The organism is Enterobacter sp. Taxon_8, from assembly GCF_058354585.1.
Genome location: NZ_CM177989.1, coordinates 2,914,504 through 2,931,858, shown reverse-complemented (window position 1 = coordinate 2,931,858; position 17,355 = coordinate 2,914,504). Strand labels below are relative to the sequence as shown.

The window sequence follows — 17,355 nt, the reverse complement described above, 5'->3', positions numbered from 1 at the left end:
CACATTAGTTGCAAAATCACATTCAAAGAATCTTTTGTTTCATGTTAACGTTACGGGGAAGCACCATGAAAAAATTGTTGATTGCACTGGCCGGGGCAGCATGCCTCTTCACGCAGCTGCCGGCAAAGGCTGACCAGCTACAGGATATCGAGAAGCGCGGTACTATCCGTATTGCCGTTCCGCAGGACTTCCCGCCGTTTGGCTCGGTGGGGACCGATCTGCAGCCCCAGGGGTACGACATCGATATGGCGCGCTATCTCGCCAAACAGATGAAGCTCAAACTGCAGCTGGTGCCGGTGACCAGCGCCAACCGCGTGCCGTACCTGCAAACCGATAAGGTGGACCTGGTCATTTCCAGCCTCGGTAAAAACCCGGAGCGCGAGAAGGTGATCGACTTCAGCCGCGCCTACGCGCCGTTCTTCCTTGGCGTGTTTGGTCCAAAAGGGGCCGAGCTGAAGGACGCCGCCGCGCTGAGCGGAAAAACCATCGGCGTGACGCGCGGGGCGGTGGAGGACATGGTGCTGACTGGACTGGCGCCGAAAGACGCGGACGTGAAGCGCTACGAAGACAATAACACCACGCTCTCCGCTTACCTGTCGGGGCAGGTGCAGTACGTGGCAACCGGTAACCTCGTGGTGGCGGCCATTTCGCGCCAGAACGCGGATAAAGCCCCGGTGCCGAGCTTTATGCTGAAAGATTCGCCGTGCTTTATTGGCCTGAAGAAAAACGAACCGGCCCTGAAGGCAAAAGTGGATGCGCTGATTGAGCAGGGCATCAAGGACGGCACGCTAAACGGCCTGTCTGAGCAATGGCTGAAGGCCCCGCTGCCGGCAAACCTTGGCGCCTGAGCCGATGACTGAGCAACTTGATTTCTCCGCGCTCTGGCCGCACTGGCCAGAGCTGCTTGCAGGGCTGTGGGTCACCGTTCAGCTGACGGTGATGGCGACCGTCGGCGGGCTGGCGATAGGGATTTTCGGGGCGGCGATCCGCAGCGGACGCACGACCTGGTTCAGCCGGATCTGGGGCGGCTACGTGGAGATCATCCGCAACACGCCGTTTGTGGTACAGCTGTTTTTCATTGTCTTCGGCCTGCCAAATCTTGGCCTGAAGATGACGGCGGGTGAAGCGGCGCTGCTGGCCATGGTGGTAAACCTGGGCGCCTACAGCACCGAGATTATCCGCGCGGGCATTCAGGTCACGCCGAAAGGGCAGTGGGAAGCCGGACGCGTGCTGGGGCTCACCCGCCTGCAGACCTTTATTCGCGTGGTGCTGCCGCCCGCGCTGCAGCGCATTTACCCGGCGCTGGTGAGCCAGTGCATCATCGTGATGCTCGGCTCCTCGGTGGTGTCGCAGGTCTCCTATGAAGAGCTGACCTTCGCCGCCAACCTGATCCAGTCCAGAACGTTTTTGAGCTTTGAGGTTTATCTGGTGACAACCGGGATTTACCTGGCGCTGTCGATTACCCTGCGCCAGCTGATGATGGCGGCAGGACGCAAATGGCTGGGGGTGCAGGCATGATGACCACCTTTACCGACTGGGACATTATTCGCAACCTGCTGCTGGCCGGACGCTGGACGGTGCTGCTGTCGCTGGTGGCGTTCGTCGGCGGGGCGGTGGTAACGCTGCCGCTCCTGCTGCTGCGCCTGACGGGCGGGCGCACGGTGAAGCGCATTATCCGCGGCTATATTGAGCTGTTTCAGGGCACGCCGCTGCTGATGCAGCTGTTCCTGGCCTTCTTCGGCGTGGCGCTGTTCGGCATCGACGTCTCGCCGTGGACCGCCGCCTCGCTGGCGCTGACGTTTTACACCAGCGCGTTTCTGCTCGATATCTGGAACGGCTGCATTCGCGCTTTACCGAAGGGGCAGTGGGAAGCGTCGCGCTGCCTGGGGCTGACCTTCGGCCAGACCCTGTTTCGCGTCGTCGCCCCGCAGGCGCTGCGCATCGGCATCGCGCCGACGGTCGGCTTTGCCGTGCAGGTGATCAAAGGCACCGCGCTGGCGTCGATTATCGGTTTTGTCGAGCTGACCAAGGCCGGAACCATGCTGACCAACGTGACCTATCAGCCGTTTAAGGTCTTTGCGCTGGTGGCGCTGGGCTACTTTATTCTGTGTTATCCGCTGTCGCGCTACAGCCGCTATCTGGAGACGAAATTCAATGCCTCTCATCACCATTAATCAGGTGCAGAAGTACTACGGCGATAACCACGTGCTCAAGGGCGTCGATCTGGATATCGACATGGGCCAGGTGATCTCCATCATCGGGCGCAGCGGATCGGGCAAAAGCACGCTGCTGCGCTGCATCAACGGCCTGGAAGGCTATCAGGACGGAAGCATCAAGCTGGGCGGCATGACCATTACCGACCGGGATTCTCAGGCGCGCGAAATCAGCCGCTCGGTGGGGATGGTGTTCCAGAGCTTCAACCTGTTCCCGCACATGACGGCGCTGGAAAACGTGATGCTCGCCCCGCGTCGGGTGCTGAAGAAAAGCGCCGCCGAATGCCGCGAGCTGGCGCAGCGCATGCTGGAGAAGGTTGGCCTCGGCGATCGTCTGGATTACTACCCGTCGAGCCTCTCCGGCGGCCAGCAGCAGCGCGTGGCGATTGCCCGCGCGCTGGCCATGTCGCCGAAAGTATTGCTCTGCGACGAGATCACCTCCGCGCTCGACCCGGAGCTGGTGGGCGAAGTGCTCAAAGTGCTGGAGCAGCTGGCGGCCGAGGGGATGACGCTCATACTGGTTACCCATGAAATGAATTTTGCCCGCGAAGTGGGCGACCGCGTGGTGTTTATGCACCAGGGGAAAGTCTGGGAGCAGGGCGACAGCAAAACGCTGTTCGCCAACCCGCAGACCACGGAACTGAAGCAGTTCATCTCCTCCGTGCGCGGCCTCAACTGATAAGGACTTAACAATGGATATCGCACACTTTCCGCAAATCAACCCGCCGCAGCGCCTGCTGATGGGGCCGGGCCCGATCAACGCCGACCCGCGCGTGCTGCGCGCCATGTCGAGCCAGCTGATCGGGCAGTACGATCCGGCCATGACCCACTACATGAACGAGGTGATGGCGCTCTATCGCGGCGTATTCCGCACCGAAAACCGCTGGACGATGCTGGTGGACGGCACCTCCCGTGCGGGGATTGAAGCCATTCTGGTCTCCGCCATCCGCCCGGGAGATAAGGTGCTGGTGCCGGTCTTTGGCCGCTTTGGCCACCTGCTGTGCGAAATTGCCCGCCGCTGCCGCGCGGAGGTGCATACCATCGAGGTGCCGTGGGGCGAGGTGTTTACCCCGGACCAGGTCGAGGATGCGATTAAGCGTATTCGTCCGCGCCTGCTGCTGACCGTGCAGGGCGACACTTCCACCACCATGCTGCAGCCGCTCGCCGAGCTGGGCGCGATCTGCCGCCGCTACGACGTGCTGTTTTACACCGATGCCACCGCGTCGCTCGGCGGTAACGCGCTGGAGACCGATGCCTGGGGGCTGGATGCCGTCTCGGCCGGGATGCAGAAATGCCTCGGCGGCCCGTCTGGCACCTCGCCGATCACCCTGAGCGCGCGCATGGAGGAGGCGATCCGCCGCCGCAAATGCGTTGAGGAAGGCATACGCACCGACGCCCACCGCGACGGCGACGAGGAGATGATCTACTCCAACTACTTCGATCTCGGCATGGTGATGGACTACTGGGGGCCGGAACGTCTTAACCACCACACCGAAGCCACCACCGCGCTGTTTGGCGCCCGCGAGTGCGCGCGTCTGATCCTGCAGGAGGGGCTGGATAACGGCATCGCTCGCCACAGGCTGCACGGCGATGCGCTGCTGAAGGGCATTCAGGCGATGGGGCTGGAGACCTTCGGCGACCTGAAGCACAAGATGAACAACGTGCTGGGCGTGGTGATACCGCAGGGCATCAACGGTGACCAGGTGCGTAAGCTGATGCTGGAGGATTTCGGGATTGAAATCGGCACCTCGTTTGGCCCGCTGCACGGCAAAGTTTGGCGCATTGGCACCATGGGCTACAACGCACGCAAGGACTGCGTGATGACCACCCTGAGCGCGCTGGAGTCGGTGCTCAACTACCTGAAATTCTCCACCACGCAGGGGGCCGCCATGCAGGCCGCGTGGGACCACTATCGCCGCGAGACGCCGCAATGAGCCCGGCGGCAGAGCGGGTGATGGCGCGCGCCGACGCGCTGGCCGCCATCAGCGAAACCCCGGACGGCCTGACGCGGGTCTATCTCTCCACGCAGCATCTGCAGGCTAACCAGCTGGTCGGAGAGTGGATGCGCCAGGCGGGCATGACCGTCTGGCAGGACAGCGTGGGCAACATCTGTGGACGCTATGAGGGCGCGCAGGAAGGGGCGCAGGCGGTGCTGCTCGGCTCGCATCTTGATACCGTGCGCAATGCCGGGCGCTACGACGGTATGCTCGGCGTGCTTGCCGCCATTGAGGTGGTGGACAGCCTGCACCAGCAGGGTGTGCATCTGGCGCAGGCCATCGAGATTGTCGGCTTTTGCGACGAAGAGGGGACCCGCTTCGGCATTACGCTGTTAGGCAGCCGGGGCATCACCGGCACCTGGCCGCAGGGCTGGCTGGAGAAAGCCGACGCCAGCGGAATCAGCGTGGCGCAGGCGATGACCCTGGTGGGGCTCGATCCTGCCCGCGTGTTGCATGCCGCGCGCCGTCAGGAGGATTTCAGCGCCTATCTGGAACTGCATATTGAGCAGGGGCCGTGCCTCGAGCAGGAGACGCTCGCCCTGGGCGTGGTGCAAGCCATTAACGGCGCGCGTCGTCTGAACTGTCGCTTTACCGGCGAGGCCGGGCACGCGGGAACCGTGCCGATGCACCACCGCAGGGATGCGCTGGCCGCCGCCGCCGAGTGGATGGTCATCATTGAAAACGCTACCCGACAGCAGGGCGGCAACCTGGTGGCGACGGTTGGCGAACTGCGCTGCCTGCCGGGGGCGGTGAATGTGATCCCCGGCGAGGTTCAGCTCTCGCTGGATATTCGCGGCCCGCAGGATGCGCCGCTGGATCGGTTGCTTAACGAGCTGCTGGAGCATGCGCAGGCGATCGCATCGCGCCGCAATCTGGACTTCAGCGCCGAGGAGTTTTACCGCATTGCCGCCACGCCGTGCGATACCCACCTGCAAAACGTGCTGGAGGAGGCGGTCAAATCGGTACAGGGTCGCTCGCTATCGCTACCCAGCGGTGCGGGCCACGATGCGATTGCCATCGCGGAACGCTGGCCGGTCGGCATGCTGTTTGTGCGCTGCAAAGGGGGCGTCAGCCACCATCCGGCGGAATCGGTGATGGCTGAAGATGTCGCCCTGGCGATTGAGGCGTTTTCGCGAGCGGTGATCCAGCTGGCGGACCGCGTTACTCCAGCCCCAGCGTATATTGCGCGATCTTAAAGTAGATAATCAGCCCGGTACCGTCGATAAGCGTCGCAATAAACGGCGCGGAGACGACAGCCGGGTCAATGCCGCAGCGCTTGAGCACCATCGGAATGACGGACGACACAATCGCACTCCAGAGCGTAATGCACACCAGCGTCAGGCTGACGATGAGCGTAATCTCCAGCCCAATCCCCATCATCCAGGCGCGGATACACCCGGCGATACCGAGCGTGGCGGCAATCATCAGCGAGGTGGTCATCTCTTTACGCAGCACGCGGCCAACGTCGCGCAGACGGACTTCTCCCAGCGCCATGGCGCGCACCAGCGTGGAGGTGATCTGCGTCCCGCTGTTGCCGCCCGTGCCGATCAGCAGCGGAATAAAGAACGCCAGCGCGATGGCGGACTCCAGCGCCTCTTCGAAATGCTGGATCACCGAGCTGGTGTAGGCTTCTGCGACAAAAAGCAGCAGCAGCCAGACGGAGCGTTTCTTCCACAGGCTATACGGACTGGTATCCAGATAGGGCTTCTCCAGCGGTAGCGTCGCCCCCTGAAGCTGGGCGTCTTCAGTGACGTCATCTTCCAGCAGATGGGCGATTTCGCGCTCCGTCAGGCAGCCGACGAGCTTGCCGTGGGTGACCACAGGCACCACATCCGCGCCGCCGTGCGCCAGCAGTCCGGCAACGTCGGCACGTTCATCCTCCGGTTTGACCTGCAAAAACTGCGAAATCATCAGCGATTTCACCGGCTGGACCGTGTCGGCGGTTTGCAGCAATTTACGCACGGCAATCATGCCCGCCAGGCGACCATTGTCTTCAATAAAAATATGAGACGGAATATCGTCGTCTTTTAATTTTTCGAAGAATTGCTCGCGCGCCAGCGCTACGCATAATGAAATATCGAGGACAATAAAATCGGTATTCATATATTGCGCGACAGCGCTGTCATTGAATGCCAGGTTTTGATTGTGAATAGCGTAAGACATAGTGAATTCCCTTTGAATAATAACATCTCTCAGGGGCGAGCAAGACAGGGCATGTCGAAGAGGAGATCCCCACGTCCTGGGTTCAGCACTGTACACCGTATCCCGTGAGGGAAGTTATACTGACAAAGCCTTGATTCGACAGTGCCTGTTTTACCCTGTGCCGGTTCTCTCGAACCTACCAGAGCGATAACGTGTATTTGTACAGGAGCCTCGCCATAACGAGATCGTTGTAAAACGAGGGAAATAATACGCCTGTTTAAATTTACCGCTCAGGAAATTAAATAATGTTTAAGAACGGTTTAGATAAATATTATTAATAAAGCGTTGAGGGTTTATTTAGGTTTATTCATTTTAAATGGTGGATTAAATAATTAACGGAGGAGAGAAAATGGCGTGGCTTGATAATCTGCTGAATCATTTTGCGCTGTATCCGGCACATCTTTTCGCGCTGTTATTTGTGATGGCGCTGAGTAAATCGACGGTGCTGATCTCCTCCGTGCTGCCGCCCGCGTCGGTGATGCTGCTGGCGGGCATTACCGTCAGCCAGGGGAGCATGCATCCTGCGTTGGCATGGCTGGCTGTAGTGATGGGGGCAACGGCGGGATCGGTGCTGAACTACCACTTAGGGCAGCTGATGGGGCACACCCGGCTGGTCACGCGCTTTACGTCGAAGCATGCCGCTACGTTTTTACGGGTACAGCATCAGCTGCAAAAGAACGGCGTCATCGCACTGTTTACGTCGCGCTTTCTGGCGGTGCTGCGTTACATCGTGCCGCTGGCAGCGGGTATGCTCAGGCTGAATGCAGCAAAGGTCTACGCCGTCAGCCTGCTTTCCGCCTGCGCGTGGGCGGCGCTGTATGTCGGCGCGGTCACCGGCATCAGCGCCTTTTGAGTTACAGGCTCCCCATTCCACCATCCACCAGAAGCTCCGTTCCTACCGTGTAGCTCGACTCGTCGGACGCCAGATAGAGCGCGGCTTTTGCCAGCTCCACCGTTGAGCCCATTCTGCCGAGCGGCACCAGCTTGATGATTTCCGCCATCATCGCGTTAAGCGCCTCGTCGCTTAAGCCCGTTTTGGTAAACGCCGGGGTCTCCACCGGACCGGGGCTCAGGCCGTTGACGCGTATCCCGCGCGGCAGCAGTTCCGCCGAGAGCGTGCGCGCCAGCGACAGCAGGGCGGCCTTGCTCGCGGCATACACGCTGCTGGTGGGCAGGCCGATGCGCGCGCTCACGGAGCCGCAGAGGATCACCGACGACGGGTTATTCAGCAGCGGCAGCAGCGCCTGAATCAAAAAGAACGGTCCCTTCAGGTTGATGCCCATCAGGCGATCCCAGGTCTCTTCCCGCCACTCTTCCAGCGGCGCGTGCGTTACGTCGCCGGCGTTGAGAAACACCGCGTCCAGGCGCGGCCAGCGGGCGGCGAGGGTTTCCGCCAGGGCTTTTTGCGACGAGATATCGCCCGCATCGGTTGGGATTACCCAGGCCTTATCGCCAAGAATGCGTTCTGCTTCGGCGAGGGTGTCCGGGTTACGCCCGGTCACGGCGACGCGCGCGCCTTCGGCGATAAACGCCTGCGCGGTGGCGAGACCGATGCCACTGGTGCCGCCGGTAATCAGCGTATATTTATCTGTTAAACGACCCATATTCTTCTCCTGAAATGTCACTGGAGAAAGCACTATAGAAACGTTAGTATCGAAAGGAAACCAGGTACCAAATGGATACTAAAGAGGCAAGAGGTGTGCTATGGCAGAAATGCTGGAGGTGTGCTGTGAAAAAAAATCTGAGGCCTATACCTGCCCGATGACGCAGTTTGTGAACCTGATTTCCGGTAAATGGGCGATCCCCATTCTCTATCGCCTGATTGTCTTTAATACGCCCGTACGCTTTGGCGATCTGCTGCGGGCCGCAGCCCCCATCACCCAGAAAGAGCTGACGAAGCAGCTGCGCCTGTTTGAGCAGCGCGGGCTGGTGACGCGGACGGTCTACCCGGAGATCCCGCCGCGCGTGGAGTATCAGATAACCGAGCTGGGGTTAACCCTGCAGGACGCACTCTCCCCGCTGGCCGCCTGGATGAGCGAGTACGGCGACCAGCTTGAGCGTTAGGCTACTGTTTTACGTAGCGCGGTGCCGGAATGCCGGTGCGCGCGCTGTTGAACAGCTCAAGGCGCGCCGCTTCGTAGCGATCCCACAGGCCAGCGTCATGCATCGGCGGGATGGTGATCGGTTCACCCTGATCCAGACCCGCCAGCGACGCATCCACCATGTTGTCGGTGGTCATCACCGATCCTTCCGGCAGATCGTCCACCGTGACGCCTGAATGGCTCCAGATTTCAGTCGCCGTGGCGGCAGGCAGTACGGCCTGAATGCGCACGTTGCTGTCGGCAAATTCTTCCTGTAACCCACGTGTAAAGCTCAACACCCACGCCTTGGTGGCGCTGTAAAGCGCGCTGCCCGCCCGGACGTGCAGGGCCAGCACGGACGCGATATTGATCAGCGTGCCGCGATTGTTCTGCGCCAGGCGCGGCAGGATGGCGTAGGTCAGACGCATCAGCGCCGTGGTGTTCAGGGTATTGATGGCCTGATGCTGCGCCACCTCGCCCGCGAGGAACGGTGCCATCTGCGCGGTGCCCGCGTTGTTAACGAGCGTATCAATGGCGGTATTGCTGCGCAGCTCTTCTTCCACGGCGCGGATCCCGGCTTCATCGGTGAGATCGGCAACCAGAATATCGACGGCCACGCCATAGCGCGCGCGAAGGTCGGCGGCGAGGATTTTCAGGCGATCCTCGCGACGGGCGACCAGCACCAGGTTAGCGCCGCGCGCGGCAAGGCGGTCAGCATAGACGGCACCGATCCCGGAAGAGGCACCCGTAATCAGGGCTGTGGTGATTTGCGTAGTCATCGTGTGTTACCTCAAAGCAAAGTGGGTTATTTGGTTTCAATATGAAACTGAATAAACTCTCTGCTATTTGGTTTTATAATGCAACCATATTTGCGAGCATTTTGTGCTTTTGCCGTCGGGAACGGTCAGGAGGGGAGTTTAGCCACGATCTCTTCAGGCGTCAGTTCGCGCCCGTCGTCGGCGATAAGCGCCAGTTTACGCAGAGGTTTGCGCTGTTCGGTATCGACCAGCACGGTGCCGCATTCGTTTTCCGCGAACAAAAACTCGTTGCCCCACTGGGAGAGGGCAACCAGCACCGTTTGCAGGGCGCGCCCTTTATCGGTCAGGACATACTCCTGCCAGGCGCTGCCGTCAGACGCGGGCTGAAGCCGGAGGATGCCCTCGTCGACCAGCAGTTTTAGCCGCGTAGTCAGCATATTTTTTGCGATACCAAGGCTTTTCTGGAACTCGCCGAAGCGTTTAATCCCGCGTAGCGCGTCGCGAACAATCAGCAGCGACCACCAGTCGCCTATAATATCCAGCGAACGGGCGACGGGGCAGGTGCTCTCTTCAAGGCGGGTACGTTTCACAGCGAATTCTCCGGTGGGGTGTGGTTTTATTATAAAACTAATCTGCACGCGTCGTAAGCATGTTAATCATCAGTTTGAGAAATGCTTCCCGGAAAATTGTCACGAATCTGTCACACTGAACGCGACATTTTAAAACGAGTGAGGAATTAGGGATGAGAAAAGCACTACTCGCGCTGGCAGTCGCCGGTTCCATTTCAGCAACGTTTGGCGTGCAGGCGCAAGAGACGCCGGAAGGGTATCAGCTGGAGCAAGTTTTAATCATGAGTCGCCATAACCTGCGCGCGCCGCTCGCTAATAACGGCAGCGTGCTGGAGCAGTCCACGCCGAAGCAGTGGCCGGAGTGGGAGGTGCCGGGCGGTCAGCTCACCACCAAAGGTGGCGTGCTGGAAGTCTATATGGGCCATTACATGCGCGAGTGGCTGGCAGAGCAGGGGATGGTGAAGACGGGAGAATGTCCAGCGGCGGATAGCGTTTATGCTTACGCCAACAGCCTGCAGCGTACCGTCGCCACCGCGCAGTTCTTCATTACCGGCGCGTTCCCGGGCTGCGATGTGCCCGTGCACCATCAGGAAAAAATGGGCACCATGGACCCGACGTTCAACCCGGTGATTACCGATAACTCGCCGGAATTCCGCGAAAAAGCGCTCAAGGCGATGGAGACCGAGCGGCAGAAAATGCAGCTTGGCGAAAGCTATAAGCTGCTTGAGCAGATGACGAACTACGCCGATTCGCCGTCCTGCAAAGAGAAAAAAGTCTGCTCTCTGGCGGACGCAAAAGATACCTTCAGCGCCGACTATGAAAAAGAGCCTGGCGTATCCGGGCCGCTGAAGGTGGGTAACTCGCTGGTGGACGCGTTTACGCTGCAGTATTACGAAGGCTTCCCGGCCGACCAGGTGGCCTGGGGAGAAATCAAAACCGACCAGCAGTGGCGCGTGCTGTCGAAGCTGAAGAACGGCTATCAGGACTCGCTGTTTACCTCAACCGAGGTGGCGCAAAACGTAGCGAAGCCGCTGGTGAAATATATCGATAAAACGCTGGTCACCGACCAGGCGAAAGCGCCTAAGATCACCCTGCTGGTGGGGCATGATTCGAACATTGCTTCCCTGCTGACGGCCCTGGATTTCAAACCGTATCAGCTGCACGACCAGCAGGAACGCACCCCGATTGGCGGTAAGATTGTCTTCCAGCGCTGGCATGACAAAAATGCCAACCAGGAGCTGATGAAAATTGAGTATGTCTATCAGAGCTCAGAGCAGCTGCGCAACGCCAGCGTGCTGTCGCTGCAGTCGCCTGCACAGCGCGTGACGCTGGAGCTGAAGGGCTGCCCGGTGGATGCGAACGGCTTCTGTCCTGTTGATAAATTCAATGCGGTGATGAATAACGCGGCGAAGTAAGAGAGACCCCCCCGCTGCGGCGGGGGGAAACGCTTAGACGTTTTTACGTTCGATGGTTTGCTCGCCCCAGAAGAGCGAGTCTTTATCCGTTTTTTCGAAGGCGCGCACCAGCACCTCATCGTTACCTTCCTCCCAAATCTGCTCGGCCAGCTTTTCATCGTATTTCGCGACTTCAAAGATAGCTTCGGCAATCTCCGGAGAGGTGTTGCGTAAACTTGCCCATTCGCCCACGTGGTGAGCTTTGGATTCTTGAGTTGGCATGCTTGTCCTCCTGTTGGGTGTTAGCCGTTCAGTTTTTTGGCCAGACCCGCGACGTATTCACCCTGATAGCGGGCGATAGACAGTTCTTCATTGCTTGGCTGACGTGAGCCATCACCACCGGCAATGGTGGTTGCGCCGTACGGCGTACCGCCACGCACCTGGGAAATGTCAAACAGCTCCTGCGCGCCGTAGCCAATCGGCACAATCACCATCCCGTGATGAGCAAGGGTAGTCCAGGTTGAGGTAATCGTCTGCTCCTGACCGCCGCCGGTGCCGGTTGAGCTGAATACGCTGGCGAGTTTGCCGTAGAGCGCGCCGGATGCCCAAAGCCCGCCGGTTTGATCGAGGAAGGTGCGCATCTGGCCTGACATATTGCCGAAGCGGGTCGGGGTGCCGAAGATAATGGCATCATAATCCGCCAGCTCCTGCGGGGTGGCGACCGGGGCGTTTTGCGTTTTCCCCCCGGCTTTCAGGAAGGCTTCCGCCTGCATGGTTTCCGGTACGCGTTTCACCACAACCTCAACGCCGTCAACCCTGTTTGCACCTTCTGCTACCGCGTGAGCCATGGTTTCAATGTGTCCATACATGGAATAATAGAGCACCAGAACTTTTGCCATTTTGCTTCACTCCTCGTTGGTTTCTCTGACAGCGGATCGCTGCGCTCTTTTAAAGATATGCCATCACGGCCAGACTGCAAAAATGAACGCCATTTATTTGATTTATAACAACATGAGTAGAAAAATGGCTTTGTAGCAAAATGATACAACTTTCCCGGTGCGGATTTTTAAAATGATAAGAAAGGCTTATGCATCCCCGCCGCGTCATCTCACCTGAAAGACTGAGATCATGTTGCAGGATATTACCTGTGGCTTGCCGGACAGCCTCAGTCCACTAAGCTTAGTTTCACGCGGCACAGATTGAGGCGTCGTCCTTGCGCCGCGAGGTGAAAGAATCCTCTTTTACTGAATGCAATATGATGTCTAATGTTTCACACTCTGGAGGTTAGAGATGGCAAACCATCGTGGTGGTTCTGGTAATTTCGCTGAAGACCGTGAAAGAGCATCAGAAGCAGGTCGTAAAGGTGGCCAGCACAGCGGGGGCAATTTTAAAAATGACCCTCAGCGCGCATCAGAAGCTGGTAAAAAAGGGGGGAAAAACAGCCACGGCAGCAGTAAGTAATGCGCCGGGTTGAACCTCTGCCGCCGGGATCTCCCGGCGGTTTTTTTATTTCTGCAACATTGAACTGTAACCAGAGGCAACGCACACTACAGAATTGTTTTCTCTTTCTGGTGCCGCATGTCTGTCTCACGCTTCAAATTCTCCGTTAAACCGCAGGAAGCCATCCTCATTCTCATCACCATGTTCTGGGGCGGGACGTTTCTGGCCGTTCAGTACGCGGTGACCCTCAGCGATCCGTTCTTTTTTGTTGGCCTGCGCTTTGCGACGGCGGCCCTTGCCGTGGGGCTAATTTCGCTTAAAACGCTGAGGGGGCTGACGCTGAAAGAGCTTAAGGCCGGCGTGGCGATTGGGGTGGCGATAGCGATGGGCTACAGCCTCCAGACGTGGGGATTGCAGACCATCTCCAGCAGCAAATCCGCATTTATCACCGCCATGTATGTGCCCCTGGTGCCGCTGCTGCAGTGGCTGTGCCTGGGTCGGCTGCCGGGGATGATGTCCTGTATTGGCATCGTGCTGGCGTTTATCGGTCTGATTTTGCTGGCCGGGCCGGAAAACAATCTTCTGGCGCTGGGGCCGGGCGAAATCATTACCCTGATTGGGGCGATCGCCATTGCGGCGGAAATTATTCTGATTAGCGCCTGGGCGGGCAAGGTCGACGTCAAACGCGTAACGGTGGTGCAGCTCGCGACGGCGTCTCTGGTGGCCTTTGCGGCGATGGTTCCTGCAGGGGAGTCCGTGCCGCAGATGTCCACCGGTCTGGTAGTGGTCGCACTGGGGCTGGGTATCTTCAGCGCCATTATCCAGGTCACCATGAACTGGGCGCAGCGCAGCGTGTCGCCGACGCGGGCAACGGTGATCTACACCGGTGAGCCGGTCTGGGCAGGCATTTTCGGGCGACTCGCCGGCGAGCGTTTGCCGCTGCTGGCCCTGGTGGGCGCGGCGTTTATTGTCGCCGGGGTGCTGGTGAGCGAGCTGAAGCTCAAGCGGAAGAAAAACGCGCTGCCAGAAGATGACAGCGCGACGTTAAATCACGAATCCTGATGTACCACCTCGCCCTGCGGCGCAGCGGCCATCCGGCGGCTCAGCAGGGCGTTAAGCAGGATCGCGCCGAAGGTCGCGGTGCCAATCCCGCCGATCGTAAACCCGCCCAGCGTCAGGGCAAAATCGCCCGCGCCCAGCACCAGCGTGACGGCCACCATAATCAGGTTGCCGTTCTGGCTGAGATCGACCCGATGCTGCACCCAGATACGCGCGCCGGCCACGGCGATCAGCCCAAACACCACGATTGAGGCCCCGCCGATGACCGGTGACGGAATAGTATGGATCAGCGCGCCGAATTTCGGCGAGAAGCCGAGCAGCATCGCCATCACTGCCGCCGCCACGAAGACCAGCGTCGAATAGACTTTGGTCACCGCCATCACGCCGATATTCTCGGCATAGGTGGTAACGCCGCTGCCGCCCACGGAACCGGAGAGCATGGTCGCCAGCCCGTCGCCGACGAACGCGCGGCCCATGTACGGGTCCATGCTGCGTCCGGTCATCCCCGCGACCGCCTTCAGGTGACCCAGGTTTTCCGCCACCAGGATCACCGCCACCGGTGCGATAAGCATCATCGCCTGGGTGTTAAAGGTGGGCGAGGTGATTTTCGGCAGGCCGAACCAGGCGGCCTGGTGAAGCAGCGTAAAGTCAACAGGCTTGCCCAGACCAAAAACGTTCGCCAGCACGGCGTAGACCAGACAGGCGAAAATCAAACCTACCAGGATCAGCAGCCGCTGGATCATGCCTCGCGTAAACACCGCCACCAGGCCGATGCACAGCACGGTCACAACCGCCATCCAGCTTTCAAACGGCGAGGCGGAGACGCTTTTCACCGCAATCGGCGCAAGGTTCAGGCCAATCGCCATCACCACCGCGCCGGTGACAACTGGAGGCATCATGCGTTCGATCCACCGCGTGCCGATCTTCATTACCACCAGACCTATCAGGGTATACACCAGACCGCAGGCGATGATGCCGCCGAGGGCCACGCTCAGGTTGGGGTTGATTCCCTGGCCGTTAAACCCGGTGGTGGCGATCACCACGCCGACAAAGGCGGCACTGGATCCCAGATAGCTGGGCACGCGCCCGCCGGTGACAAAAAAGAACAGCAGGGTACCGATACCCGACATCAGAATAGAGAGGTTGGGATCCAGTCCCATCAGCATCGGCATCAATACCGTGGCGCCAAACATGGCGACCGCGTGCTGGACGCCCATCACCATAGTCTGCCCGAGCGGGAGTCGTTCATCCGGCGCGACCACGCCAGCGTCTGTGGAGGTCGATTTCAACTGCCAGTGGGGAAATCCGAACATGATCTGTCTCCTTAAAGCGGGTTAACAGGCGGGTCGCATAAGCGCGTGGTAGCCGCGGTCAAACCACACCAGGCCTTGCGGCGCGGGGTGGCGAATAATCGAAACGATGTCGCAAAAAAGAATGTCGTGCGTACCGACGCTCACCACCTGGCTGATCCGGCAGTCAAACGAGGCCAGCGCCTCCTCCAGGCGCGGACAGCCCGTGTCGCCCGTTTGCCAGCGGGCGGCGGCGAAGCGTTCTTCCATCGGCGTTTTGCCGCCAAACAGGTTTGAGAGCGGCTCCTGTCCGGCGCTGAGGGTATTGACGCACAGGGTGCGGTTTTCGCTGAACGTCGGCCAGACGGACGCGCCGCGGTTCAGGCACACCAGCAGGGTGGGCGGTGAATCCGTGACGCTGCACACCGCGCTGGCGGTGAAGCCTGCCATCCCCGCCGGGCCGTCGGTGGTGATGATATTCACCGCCGCGCCAACGCAGGCCATAGCATCGCGAAAGGTTTGCTTATCCGGTGTCGTCATGATCGCTCCTTACGCCAGCCCGCAGGCATCGTCGAAGGTCAGGCGCGGCAGGCGCCCGTAAAGTTTGCCCGGGTCGCCGTAGCCAATGTTGATCAGCAGATTGCTTTTAAGCGTCGTGCCGGTGAAAAAGGCCTCGTCGACCTTTTGTCGGTCAAAGCCCGACATCGGGCCGGTATCCAGCCCCTGCGCGCGACAGGCGAAAATCATGTAGGCGGCCTGCAGCGAGCTGTTGCGAAAGGCGGTCTCTTCCGCCAGCGCGGGGCTTGCGGTAAACCAGCTTCGGGCATCGCCGTGCGGGAACAGTTCAGGCAGGCGCTCGTAGAATTCACCGTCCCAGGCGACAATCGCCGTGACCGGAGCGGTAAGCGTTTTCTCCAGGTTGCCGCTGGAGAGCGCCGGGCGCAGCTTCTCTTTTCCCTCAGCGCTTCGCACAAACACAATCCGCGCCGGGGAGCAGTTGGCGGACGTGGGCCCCCATTTCATCAGGTCGTAGATTTCGCGCAGCGTCTCGTCGCTGACGGCAATATCCTGCCAGCCGTTATGGGTGCGGGCGCCGGTGAACAGCGTTTCCAGCGCGGCGGGGGTAATGGCTTCGCTCATTAAAGCTCCTTATAAAGCGGGTTCAGGGCTGTGCAGCAGGCTGGCCAGCCCGTTGAGCAGCAGGGTGTTAAAGGTGTCCGGCTCGGTGACGTTGCAGGCATGCCCGCCCTGGCGCATCACCGCGCTGTGGCTGTTCGGGATCGCAGCCTGCAGTTCAGACGAGCAGACAGAGGGCACCAGCATGTCGTCGGCGGAACAGATGATCTGGACCGGGCAGCGGATGCGCGCCGCATGGCGGCTGAAGTCGGCCTTTTTCAGGGCGCTGAGCCGGCGCAGCAGGTTGGCTTTTCCCTGAAAATGGGCCAGCGCCAGCGCTTCTTCGGCCTCCAGGCGGGGCGCGCGAGCGGCCATCCAGTCTGCCGGGTAGAGAAACAGCGGCTGCGCCTCAACCCACGCCTGTGGGCCACCGTAATGCAGCAGGCGCTCGCGGATCTGAAAGCAGCGGCGGGTGTGGGCGTTGAGGGTCAGCCAGCCGTTGACGCACACCAGCGCGGTGAGGGCGTCGGGCCTGTCGAGGGCCAACTGCAGGCCGACCAGGGCCCCCAGCGCGTGGCCGACGACGCTGTAGCGTGCAATTCCGGCCTCAGCCAGCGCCTGGTCCAGTTCGTCCGCCATCTCTGCAAGGCTGTACCCTTCCGGCAGGACGTCGGGGTTATTGCCCGTTCCACGCTGGTCATAGCACACCACCTGATATTCCGGCTCCAGCGCGGCCAGCTGTGGCAGCCAGTAGCTGCCGCTGCCGCCGAGCCCGGCAATAAGGACCACCACGGGCGCACCCTCATACGGGGGCGGTGAGACGGAGAGTTTCATGCCTGCCTCACTTCGCGATGTGCGCAACGGTGGCGATCTCAACCAGCGCCTCCGGCTTCACCAGACCGCACTGAATGCAGAACCGGGCCGGCTTATCGCCGGGGAAGAACTCGGCGTAGATTTCGTTAATCGCGGCGTAGTTTTTCCAGTCGGTGATAAAGATGCTGTTGAAGGTCACGTCCTCCATCGTGCCACCGGCCGTTTCGATCACGGTTTTGATCGTCTCCAGCACGTGGCGGGTTTGCGCCTTTGGGTCGTTGATAAATACCACGTTGTTGTCTTTATCAAACGGCAGCGTGCCTGAGACATACACCACGCCGTCGGCAAGGGTGCCGGGGACAAACGGGGCGATGGGCGTGCTGGTGCCCGGCGGGATGATTACGGATTTCGGCATCAGATGTCT

At 60.0% G+C, this 17,355-nt stretch carries 22 protein-coding genes and 1 riboswitch; of the genes, 11 read left to right on the top strand and 11 right to left on the bottom strand.

What is annotated here, in order from left to right:
* The first annotated feature begins 65 nt into the window (after positions 1 to 65).
* From AC4IBF_RS14030 to hpxK, 6 genes are read left to right on the top strand one after another with little or no spacing between them, the layout of a single operon-like run.
* The gene (locus AC4IBF_RS14030) at positions 66 to 848 is read left to right on the top strand and encodes a transporter substrate-binding domain-containing protein (protein ID WP_023311064.1); all 783 of its coding nucleotides are present in this window, start codon (positions 66 to 68) and stop codon (positions 846 to 848) included.
* Between the two features lie 4 nt (positions 849 to 852).
* Entirely contained in the window at positions 853 to 1,518 is a 666-nt protein-coding gene (locus AC4IBF_RS14025; protein ID WP_111964571.1) for an amino acid ABC transporter permease, read from the top strand.
* Positions 1,518 to 2,174 (top strand): amino acid ABC transporter permease, encoded by a 657-nt coding sequence (locus AC4IBF_RS14020; RefSeq protein ID WP_168708008.1) that lies wholly within the window; start codon positions 1,518 to 1,520, stop codon positions 2,172 to 2,174. Before AC4IBF_RS14025 ends, AC4IBF_RS14020 begins: the two co-directional genes overlap by 1 nt.
* Positions 2,155 to 2,892: an amino acid ABC transporter ATP-binding protein gene (locus AC4IBF_RS14015; RefSeq protein WP_008499843.1), complete on the top strand. Its 738-nt coding sequence runs from the start codon at positions 2,155 to 2,157 to the stop codon at positions 2,890 to 2,892. Before AC4IBF_RS14020 ends, AC4IBF_RS14015 begins: the two co-directional genes overlap by 20 nt.
* 13 nt (positions 2,893 to 2,905) lie before the next feature.
* Positions 2,906 to 4,147 (top strand): pyridoxal-phosphate-dependent aminotransferase family protein, encoded by a 1,242-nt coding sequence (locus tag AC4IBF_RS14010; protein WP_115874686.1) that lies wholly within the window; start codon positions 2,906 to 2,908, stop codon positions 4,145 to 4,147.
* Positions 4,144 to 5,406, top strand: a complete 1,263-nt coding sequence (gene hpxK, locus AC4IBF_RS14005; protein WP_133294135.1) for an allantoate amidohydrolase — start codon at positions 4,144 to 4,146, stop codon at positions 5,404 to 5,406. The genes AC4IBF_RS14010 and hpxK overlap by 4 nt, the downstream gene beginning before the upstream one ends.
* Here the strand turns inward: hpxK and AC4IBF_RS14000 are convergent.
* The gene (locus AC4IBF_RS14000) at positions 5,372 to 6,373 is read right to left on the bottom strand and encodes a magnesium transporter (protein WP_111964506.1); all 1,002 of its coding nucleotides are present in this window, start codon (positions 6,371 to 6,373) and stop codon (positions 5,372 to 5,374) included. The genes hpxK and AC4IBF_RS14000 overlap by 35 nt on opposite strands.
* A 60-nt stretch (positions 6,374 to 6,433) precedes the next feature.
* Positions 6,434 to 6,603: riboswitch (M-box (ykoK) riboswitch) on the bottom strand.
* 158 nt (positions 6,604 to 6,761) lie between these two features.
* Here AC4IBF_RS14000 and AC4IBF_RS13995 point away from each other — a divergent pair.
* The gene (locus tag AC4IBF_RS13995; protein WP_136194661.1) at positions 6,762 to 7,265 is read left to right on the top strand and encodes a DedA family protein; all 504 of its coding nucleotides are present in this window, start codon (positions 6,762 to 6,764) and stop codon (positions 7,263 to 7,265) included.
* Between the two features lies 1 nt (position 7,266).
* Here the strand turns inward: AC4IBF_RS13995 and AC4IBF_RS13990 are convergent, their stop codons facing one another.
* Complete coding sequence (locus AC4IBF_RS13990; protein WP_127730327.1) at positions 7,267 to 8,016, bottom strand: SDR family oxidoreductase; 750 nt, start codon at positions 8,014 to 8,016, stop codon at positions 7,267 to 7,269.
* A 100-nt stretch (positions 8,017 to 8,116) separates the two neighbouring features.
* Between AC4IBF_RS13990 and AC4IBF_RS13985 the strand changes: the two genes are divergently transcribed.
* Positions 8,117 to 8,476 carry a winged helix-turn-helix transcriptional regulator gene (locus tag AC4IBF_RS13985; protein WP_023335206.1) on the top strand — a complete coding sequence of 120 codons (360 nt, stop codon included), beginning with the start codon at positions 8,117 to 8,119 and terminating at the stop codon, positions 8,474 to 8,476.
* A gap of 1 nt (position 8,477) precedes the next feature.
* Here the strand turns inward: AC4IBF_RS13985 and AC4IBF_RS13980 are convergent, their stop codons facing one another.
* Entirely contained in the window at positions 8,478 to 9,272 is a 795-nt protein-coding gene (locus AC4IBF_RS13980; protein WP_133294139.1) for an SDR family NAD(P)-dependent oxidoreductase, read from the bottom strand.
* 125 nt (positions 9,273 to 9,397) lie between these two features.
* Positions 9,398 to 9,841, bottom strand: coding sequence for a winged helix-turn-helix transcriptional regulator (locus AC4IBF_RS13975; RefSeq protein WP_111964502.1), 444 nt, complete (start codon positions 9,839 to 9,841; stop codon positions 9,398 to 9,400).
* Positions 9,842 to 9,993: 152 nt separating this feature from the next.
* Here AC4IBF_RS13975 and agp point away from each other — a divergent pair, with 152 nt between their 5' ends.
* The gene (agp, locus tag AC4IBF_RS13970; RefSeq protein ID WP_491462922.1) at positions 9,994 to 11,235 is read left to right on the top strand and encodes a bifunctional glucose-1-phosphatase/inositol phosphatase; all 1,242 of its coding nucleotides are present in this window, start codon (positions 9,994 to 9,996) and stop codon (positions 11,233 to 11,235) included.
* 33 nt (positions 11,236 to 11,268) lie between these two features.
* On the opposite strand, the gene AC4IBF_RS13965 is transcribed toward agp, so the two are convergent.
* Both AC4IBF_RS13965 and wrbA read right to left on the bottom strand, forming a co-directional pair.
* Positions 11,269 to 11,496, bottom strand: coding sequence for a YccJ family protein (locus AC4IBF_RS13965; RefSeq protein ID WP_008499832.1), 228 nt, complete (start codon positions 11,494 to 11,496; stop codon positions 11,269 to 11,271).
* Between the two features lie 20 nt (positions 11,497 to 11,516).
* Entirely contained in the window at positions 11,517 to 12,113 is a 597-nt protein-coding gene (gene wrbA, locus AC4IBF_RS13960) for an NAD(P)H:quinone oxidoreductase (RefSeq protein WP_023311076.1), read from the bottom strand.
* A 391-nt stretch (positions 12,114 to 12,504) separates the two neighbouring features.
* On the opposite strand from wrbA, the gene AC4IBF_RS13955 reads away from it, so the two are divergent.
* Complete coding sequence (locus AC4IBF_RS13955) at positions 12,505 to 12,675, top strand: con-10 family general stress protein (RefSeq protein ID WP_023311077.1); 171 nt, start codon at positions 12,505 to 12,507, stop codon at positions 12,673 to 12,675.
* Positions 12,676 to 12,792: 117 nt separating this feature from the next.
* Entirely contained in the window at positions 12,793 to 13,716 is a 924-nt protein-coding gene (locus AC4IBF_RS13950) for a DMT family transporter (RefSeq protein WP_136194662.1), read from the top strand.
* Here AC4IBF_RS13950 and rutG read toward each other — a convergent pair.
* The 5 genes from rutG to rutC are packed head-to-tail and all read right to left on the bottom strand — an operon-like array spanning position 13,704 to position 17,346.
* Positions 13,704 to 15,026, bottom strand: coding sequence for a pyrimidine utilization transport protein G (rutG, locus tag AC4IBF_RS13945; RefSeq protein ID WP_491462921.1), 1,323 nt, complete (start codon positions 15,024 to 15,026; stop codon positions 13,704 to 13,706). The two genes, AC4IBF_RS13950 and rutG, sit on opposite strands and share 13 nt — an antisense overlap.
* A gap of 21 nt (positions 15,027 to 15,047) precedes the next feature.
* Complete coding sequence (rutF, locus tag AC4IBF_RS13940) at positions 15,048 to 15,542, bottom strand: NADH-dependent FMN reductase RutF (RefSeq protein WP_111964498.1); 495 nt, start codon at positions 15,540 to 15,542, stop codon at positions 15,048 to 15,050.
* Positions 15,543 to 15,551: 9 nt separating this feature from the next.
* Positions 15,552 to 16,142, bottom strand: coding sequence for a malonic semialdehyde reductase (locus AC4IBF_RS13935; protein ID WP_491462920.1), 591 nt, complete (start codon positions 16,140 to 16,142; stop codon positions 15,552 to 15,554).
* Between the two features lie 9 nt (positions 16,143 to 16,151).
* Positions 16,152 to 16,952, bottom strand: coding sequence for a pyrimidine utilization protein D (rutD, locus tag AC4IBF_RS13930; protein WP_491462919.1), 801 nt, complete (start codon positions 16,950 to 16,952; stop codon positions 16,152 to 16,154).
* 7 nt (positions 16,953 to 16,959) lie between these two features.
* A complete protein-coding gene (gene rutC, locus AC4IBF_RS13925) occupies positions 16,960 to 17,346 on the bottom strand; it encodes a pyrimidine utilization protein C (protein ID WP_010429508.1) in 387 nt (128 codons plus the stop codon).
* Positions 17,347 to 17,355: the final 9 nt, after the last annotated feature.